Below are 6,539 nucleotides of genomic sequence, written 5' to 3'. Positions count from 1 at the left end.
ATCCTCTGCCATCCGCTGCATCACCAGAGGATCGAGGAAATCGGTCTCTGGTGCACCGGCACTCTTTGAAATTGACTCCTCATAGACCGTTCCGCCGAGATCGTCTGCACCTGCAAGCAGGAGCAGCTGCGCCATCTTCTGGCCGAGTTTCACCCAGGAGACCTGAATATGCCTGATATTATCAAGGAAGAGCCGGGATACCGCATGCATCAGAATATCCTCTCTGCCGGTTGCTCCGGCTCGTGCCAGCCCCTTCTGGTAGATCGGGGTCTGCTGATGGATGAACGAGAGGGGTACAAACTCGGTGAACCCTCGGGTATCATCCTGAATGTCCCTGATGATCGCAAGATGCCGGGCGCGGTCTGCATCCGACTCGATATGGCCATACATGATCGTCGCAGTCGTCGGAATACCCATCCGATGCGCCTCGGAGACGACCCGGACCCACTCGTCTGTCGGGATCTTCCCGGGGCAGATCTGCTTTCGGATCGGATCGACCAGGATCTCAGCGGCAGTCCCGCAGAGCGAGGAGAGACCCGCACCTTTCAGCATCCCGAGCACCTGAACAGTTGAGATCCCGCTCTGACTAGCCGCATAGGCGACCTCCATCGGGTTTCCCGCATGAATATGCACACCCGGCGCACCACGCTGTATTGCAGCAATGATCCCGGCATACCGGTCGGCATCAAATGCGGGGTGGAGACCGGAGACCGAACAGATCTCGGTGACATGATGATCGTCTAACGCCATCTTCGCCTTCATCTCAACATCAGCAAGCGAATACTCAAATGACTCCGGATCGTCGGGCCTCTTTGAAAAACCGCAGAATCCGCAGGCATTCACACAGATATTTGTCACGTTGATATTCTGGTTCCGGACAAATGTCACCGCATCACCGACGGCAATCTCCCGTGCCTCATCGGCTGCTGCGGCAATCCTCATGACATCACGGCCTTTTGCAGAGAGGAGGACCACCGCATCCTGCTCTGTCATCCTGCCGCCACCCATCACACCCGAAAGGATCTCCCGCACTCCCTTTTCCATACAGACAGATAGACAGAACACCAATAAGAAGTATCCGCACCATTTTATACAGATATGGAGACATGGGCAGTCCGGGTGAAGAAACTGAACGGCGAGACGAAGCGGCAGGAGTTGATCCAGGACGGCACCCTCGACCGCACCAGACGACCTAAAGCTGATGGATCGGATCTCCTCATTCCGGTTACCGGATCACCACCCGGAACCGAGCGCGCCACATTTCCGGAGATGGAGACCCGGACAACCCTCCCGAGGCATGAACAGGTGGGAGGCATTGCGATCATGCAGGAGCATGATCCGGAAGGGGCGGAACTGATCCTTGCTGCACGGCCATCCACCCATACCGTCCTCTGTTCGGATGGTGCCGTCGAAGGGGAGTTTCGGACGAAGAGTTACACTGTCCTCGCAGGCACCCCCACCACGAGAACCCTCTGCACCGAGTATAATCACCGGTTTACCGTCGACCTGTCGAGTGCGTACTTCTCGTCGCGGCTCGCCACTGAACGGCAGCGGATTCGAGAACTCCAGACAGAAGGCGAAGTGATCTGTGACATGTTCTGCGGGGTCGGTCCGTTTCCGATCACCTTCGCAGACCGGGCAGCATGGATCCTCGCCTGCGATAAAAATCCTTCAGCAATTCATCTCCTGAGGGAGAACCTGGCAGCAAATCATATCAGAAACGTCCTCCCGATGCTCGGTGATGCACGCCGCCTTGGAGAACTCTTCCCAGGCAGATTCGACCGTGTCATGATGAACCTCCCCTTTATCGCCCATGAATTCCTTTCAGTAGCAGATCAGATCACACGAGCAGACGGCACCATCCACCTCTATGCACTTCAGGAGAAGGAAGGAGAATATACCGATCAGATCAGATCGAAGATCCCAGACTGCACCATCACCGAGCGGTTTCTCCGTTCATATTCGGCAGGAAAGTGGCATGCGGTCTATGATATAAAAAAGGGTCAGACCGGGACGAACTTCGTCCCATAATGAATGATCCCCGATGGTCCGTCCTCGGTGATCACCCGGAAGACCGATTTCACCTTCATCCCGATGAAGATCTCCTGAGGCTCGCAGATCACCTGAGACGTAAGGCGACATCCCTCGTCCAATTCAATGATCGCAAGCACATACGGAGTGAGGTTCGAGAACTGATCACTCGCAGTCCTGACCACCGTGAAGGTGACGACCGTTCCCTTACCACCGCAATGGTGATCGACGATCTTTCCGTCCCTTCTGCAATCCGGGCAGAGGGTGCGGGGCGGGAAGAAGACCGTCTGGCAGGTCTCACACTTCGTCCCGATCAGATTATACCGCTGGGGGATCTTCCTCCAGAATCTTGCAACCGTCATATTCAGGTCCTCCTGAAGAGATGGCAGACGACCGTTGCACCGGAACCGCCGACATTCTGGGTCATACCGATCTCTGCACCATCCACCTGACGCCTCCCGGCCTCGCCACGGAGCTGGGTCACGACCTCATAGACCTGCTTGATTCCGGTTGCCCCGACAGGATGGCCGCAGGCCTTCAGGCCGCCGGAGGTGTTCACCGGAAGTTCTCCGCCGATATAGGCCTGACCTTCCTCATAGAACCGTCCGGCTTCACCCTTCTTCAAAAACCCGAGATCCTCAACTGCACAGATCTCAGCGATCGTAAAGCAGTCATGCACCTCAACCAGATCGATATCCCTGCGCTCAATCCGTGCCCGTTCAAAGACCCGGTTTCCGGCGGCAACCGATGCATCCAGCGTTGAGATATCCCGGCGGTCATGCAGTGCGATCGTGTCGCTTGCCTGAGCTGTCCCGATGACGGTGACCGGAGTATCGCAGAACTCCCGTGCCCGTTCAAGCGGGGCAACAACGACCGCCGCACTCCCGTCAGAGACCGGAGAACAGTCAAAGAGGCGGAGTGGGTCGGCAACAAGCGTTGATCTCAGTACCGTATCAATCCTGATCTCATTCTGGAACTGTGCAAGCGGGTTCATCGACCCGTGGAAATGGTTCTTCACCGCCACCATCGCAAGCTGTTCACGGGTGAGCGGATAGCGGTGCATATAATCGGTTGCGATCATCGCATACAGTCCAGGGAAGGTCGCACCCGCAAACCCTTCCCATTCACGATCTGCTGCTGCTGCAAGGACATCGGTTGAGTCACCGGCATCGGTCATCTTCTCAACTCCCGCTGCAACGACGATATCCTCCATTCCTGATGCAACCGCAAGGACTGCCTGCCGGAACGCAAGACCGCCTGAAGCGCAGGCCGCCTCAACCCGTGTCGCCGGGACATGGCCTGCCCTGGTGAGTCCGGCATAATCTGCAATGAGTGCCCCGATATGCTCCTGCTCAACAAATCTGCCGGCACTCATATTTCCGACATACAGTGCATCGATCGACTCTCCACCGATGCCCGCATCCTCAATAGCAAGGGTGCCGGCTTCGACAAAGAGCTCCCGAAACGACGTATCCCAGCGCTCGCCAAACTGCGTGCAGCCGACTCCAATCACTGCCACATCTCTCATTGTTGCATCACGATCTTTCCTTTGTGTCTGGCATACAGTGCATAGTCGAGGTATTTGGTATTCTTCAGAAGCTCCTCAACAGTCGGTGCCTTTGAACGGTCAATAGCAGTCAGAATTGCATCCGTAACCGTCATATCGAAGGCATCGGAGCCTGAACCCGAGCCATAACTACAGACGAAGATCCGATCTCCGGGCTCTGCGATATCCAATGTCGCCGCAAGGCCCACCGGGGACGCCCCTGAGTAGGTGTTTCCGATCCTCGGAACGACAAGTCCGGGTCGGATCTGCTCACCGGTGAACCCAAGCACCTGGGCCGCACGGGTTGGGAATTTTGCATTCGGCTGATGGAAGATGGCATACGTATAGTCTGACGGTTTCGTCCCCTCCTTCTCAAAGAGGAGGCGGCTTGCACCGAAGACATGCTTGAAGTACCCGGGATCACCTGAGAACCTGCCGCCATGACGGGGATAATTCTGCCCTTCACGCCGCCAGAAGTCCGGTGTATCACTTGAATATGAATGAGTCGCATTGATCTCTGCGATGGGATCATCTGATCCGATCAGAAACGCTGCACCCCCGGCAGCCGCCGTATATTCAAGTGCATCGCCTGGTGCACCCTGTGCGATATCTGCTCCGATAGCAAGGGCATACTTCACCATCTTCGATCCGACAAGACCCATACAGGTCTGAATTGCGGCAGTTCCTGCCTTACAGGCAAACTCATAGTCTGCCGCCGTCATGACCGGAGTTGCTCCTATCGCTTCTCCGACGGTGACTGCTGTCGGTTTCACTGCATAGGGATGTGACTCGGACCCGACATAGACCGCTCCGATATCGTCAGGATTAATAGTCCTGCGTGCAAGCGCAGATCGCGCCGCCTCAACGGAGATCGTTGCGGTATTCTCATCGAGAGCCGGAACCGACTTTTCAAACACACCAAGGCCACCTGAGATCTCAGCAGGGTTTGCTCCCCAGACCCGTGCGATCTCCTCAACCTTTATCCGAAACCGGGGGATATATGCCCCGTAGGTGATGATGCCTACCATTCCTGTTCCCTCAATTTTTTAATGATATCCTGCACCTTTTCTTCTGTCGTGAAGACGGTGATTCGATCGCGTTCAGCAAGCCTCTCCACAAGCGGGTGGACCGAATCCGGATGGATCCCCTGAAGAATGACGCAGGGTGGTTTGAACGGAGTTACACGGATCGCCACCATCGGTGACTTTCCACTTGATACATCCGTAAAGATCAGCGCCCGCTCGGTACTCCATCCATAGATACGGTTGAACTCGTTTGGCGAGAGGGTTAGAATTGCATTGAGACTGTTCACAACCGTGTATCCGACGACACGGTGATCTGCATCACCGCAGATCCGACTGCAGTTGATCGTCTCGGCAAGAAGCGTCACAGGAACCGCATCGCTGAAATCGTGAAGGTCATAGATGACATCCTCATCGATTGTTGAGAAGAGCATCTTCGAGTACTTCTCAGCAAATCCTCCGCCGTTTGCCTCGTCGATCGAGAAGAGGCTGTCGACGATCTTACCAACAACGGCAGTTCCAGGGCTCTTCCGCCGCCCACTCTCATAATCACTGATGACAGATGGTGAGACTCCAAGATACTCGGCAAGTGAGCCGGGGGGTATCTTAAAGCTCGTCCGCCACTTCTTAAGCGCTTTGCCGGGCACATCCGAGAGCGTTATCTCTCCAGCGATCTTCTCTGCAAGCTGTTGACGCTGTCCGGGTTTCACCTGTACTGCTATGACCCCGTCATAGATATATCTAACGAATACAAGTTCGACATTTCACGAAGAGAGATTACACCTCCTGATTCCGTCATCCGATGACCGGGACGATGAAGACTCATCCCACAAGAGTTATCTTATCTGCACAACGATACCTCATTATCTGCCATGACAGAACTCCTCCATTTCTGTGTAAGGGGGACAGGATATGCCCTTCCCCTCGACCGTGTCCAGTCCACGATCAGGATGGTTGCTGCCCGTGATCAGAACAGAGGAGTGATCGATTTCCATGGGAGGGAACTGGCGATCACCTCGATCGACATTCATCCCCATGAAAGACGCCCTCTCAGGGCGACCGACAGCCTGATCATCACTACACTCGGAGAGCGTGGGATCGCCCTCTGTGCTGATCGGATTGAGGGGATAGTGGCAGAAGGAAAGACGAAGCCCGGAGATCTGATCGGAACCAGAATGTCAGAAGACGGGCGGATCATCATCGACGACCTGTCAGCACTGCCGCTGTATCAGGGTGTACATCCGGTAGCAGACGAAGAGACAGAAGGGATACTCAAACGTCGTGCACAGGCGATGAGAGCACCGCAGGAAGAGGAGGGTGAGGGGATATACCCTGAGATCCTCAGGTTCCAGCTTGGGTATGTCGAGTACGCTGTCGAGATGCAGTATGTCCGGGAGGTGATCCTGACGGGTGAGATCACTCCTGTACCGGGTGTCCCGGCATTCATCACCGGCATATCAGCGGTCAGGGGAAAGATCATCTCCCTCGTCGATCTGAGGAAGTTCTTCGGGATACCCGAGTTTGGACTGACAGACTTTAACCGGGTGATCATCCTCTCTGATCGAAAGATGACATTTGGCCTCCTCACAGATCGTATTCTGGGTACATCACACCTGAAGAGACCAATCCCACAAGAACCGACGAACACCACTATCCCACAGAGCCATCTCATCGGGATTGCAGATAATGTGATCATCATCGATGCAAAAGCCCTTCTGACAGATAGGCGGATGATGATTAACGAACTTGAAGAATAAGAGATAATAATTCCCGGAATCATCTCTCCGGGGGGTTTACCATGGTCAATTTCTTCTCTGACATGAAAGTTGGAACAAAGATCCTCGTCATATGTCTGCTTCTTGCGATCATACCGACATCCCTTGTCGGTATCGTCTCATACAGCAGCTCAGCGGGTGTCATTACACAGCAGATTGAGACGC

7 protein-coding genes are annotated in these 6,539 nt (G+C 54.9%); 2 read left to right on the top strand and 5 right to left on the bottom strand.

The features are described 5' to 3' along the window. On the bottom strand, positions 1-1,044 hold a 1,044-nt coding region (gene cofH, locus Q7V06_RS10290), incomplete at its 3' end, for a 5-amino-6-(D-ribitylamino)uracil--L-tyrosine 4-hydroxyphenyl transferase CofH (RefSeq protein ID WP_304841141.1). A gap of 54 nt (positions 1,045-1,098) precedes the next feature. On the opposite strand from cofH, the gene Q7V06_RS10285 reads away from it, so the two are divergent. After that, positions 1,099-2,031 (top strand): class I SAM-dependent methyltransferase family protein, encoded by a 933-nt coding sequence (locus Q7V06_RS10285; protein WP_304841140.1) that lies wholly within the window; start codon positions 1,099-1,101, stop codon positions 2,029-2,031. Here the strand turns inward: Q7V06_RS10285 and Q7V06_RS10280 are convergent. Genes Q7V06_RS10280 through Q7V06_RS10265 form a run of 4 tightly spaced genes read right to left on the bottom strand, consistent with a single transcriptional unit; the run spans position 2,004 to position 5,309 of the window. After that, on the bottom strand, positions 2,004-2,393 hold the full coding sequence (locus Q7V06_RS10280) for a Zn-ribbon domain-containing OB-fold protein (RefSeq protein ID WP_304841139.1): 390 nt from the start codon (positions 2,391-2,393) through the stop codon (positions 2,004-2,006). The two genes, Q7V06_RS10285 and Q7V06_RS10280, sit on opposite strands and share 28 nt — an antisense overlap. Positions 2,394-2,395: 2 nt before the next feature. Further along, the gene (locus Q7V06_RS10275) at positions 2,396-3,559 is read right to left on the bottom strand and encodes a thiolase domain-containing protein (protein ID WP_304841138.1); all 1,164 of its coding nucleotides are present in this window, start codon (positions 3,557-3,559) and stop codon (positions 2,396-2,398) included. Further along, positions 3,556-4,605, bottom strand: a complete 1,050-nt coding sequence (locus Q7V06_RS10270; RefSeq protein ID WP_304841137.1) for a hydroxymethylglutaryl-CoA synthase — start codon at positions 4,603-4,605, stop codon at positions 3,556-3,558. Before Q7V06_RS10270 ends, Q7V06_RS10275 begins: the two co-directional genes overlap by 4 nt. Then, positions 4,599-5,309: a helix-turn-helix domain-containing protein gene (locus Q7V06_RS10265; RefSeq protein WP_304841136.1), complete on the bottom strand. Its 711-nt coding sequence runs from the start codon at positions 5,307-5,309 to the stop codon at positions 4,599-4,601. The genes Q7V06_RS10270 and Q7V06_RS10265 overlap by 7 nt, the downstream gene beginning before the upstream one ends. A gap of 162 nt (positions 5,310-5,471) precedes the next feature. On the opposite strand from Q7V06_RS10265, the gene Q7V06_RS10260 reads away from it, so the two are divergent. Beyond that, on the top strand, positions 5,472-6,356 hold the full coding sequence (locus Q7V06_RS10260; protein WP_304841135.1) for a chemotaxis protein CheW: 885 nt from the start codon (positions 5,472-5,474) through the stop codon (positions 6,354-6,356). Positions 6,357-6,539 lie beyond the last annotated feature (183 nt).

The sequence above is a fragment of the Methanocalculus sp. genome, from assembly GCF_030651615.1.
Classification (GTDB): domain Archaea; phylum Halobacteriota; class Methanomicrobia; order Methanomicrobiales; family Methanocorpusculaceae; genus Methanocalculus.
The sequence above is the reverse complement of the archived record's forward strand: the minus strand, read 5'-3'. Positions and strand labels throughout refer to the sequence as shown.

Excerpts from the sequence above, each read along its gene's own strand:
- Q7V06_RS10285 (WP_304841140.1), top strand. The coding sequence starts at position 1,099 with ATGGAGACATGGGCAGTCCGGGTGAAGAAACTGAACGGCGAGACGAAG.
- Q7V06_RS10280 (WP_304841139.1), bottom strand. The coding sequence starts at position 2,393 with ATGACGGTTGCAAGATTCTGGAGGAAGATCCCCCAGCGGTATAATCTG.
- Q7V06_RS10275 (WP_304841138.1), bottom strand. The coding sequence starts at position 3,559 with ATGAGAGATGTGGCAGTGATTGGAGTCGGCTGCACGCAGTTTGGCGAG.
- Q7V06_RS10270 (WP_304841137.1), bottom strand. The coding sequence starts at position 4,605 with ATGGTAGGCATCATCACCTACGGGGCATATATCCCCCGGTTTCGGATA.
- Q7V06_RS10260 (WP_304841135.1), top strand. The coding sequence starts at position 5,472 with ATGACAGAACTCCTCCATTTCTGTGTAAGGGGGACAGGATATGCCCTT.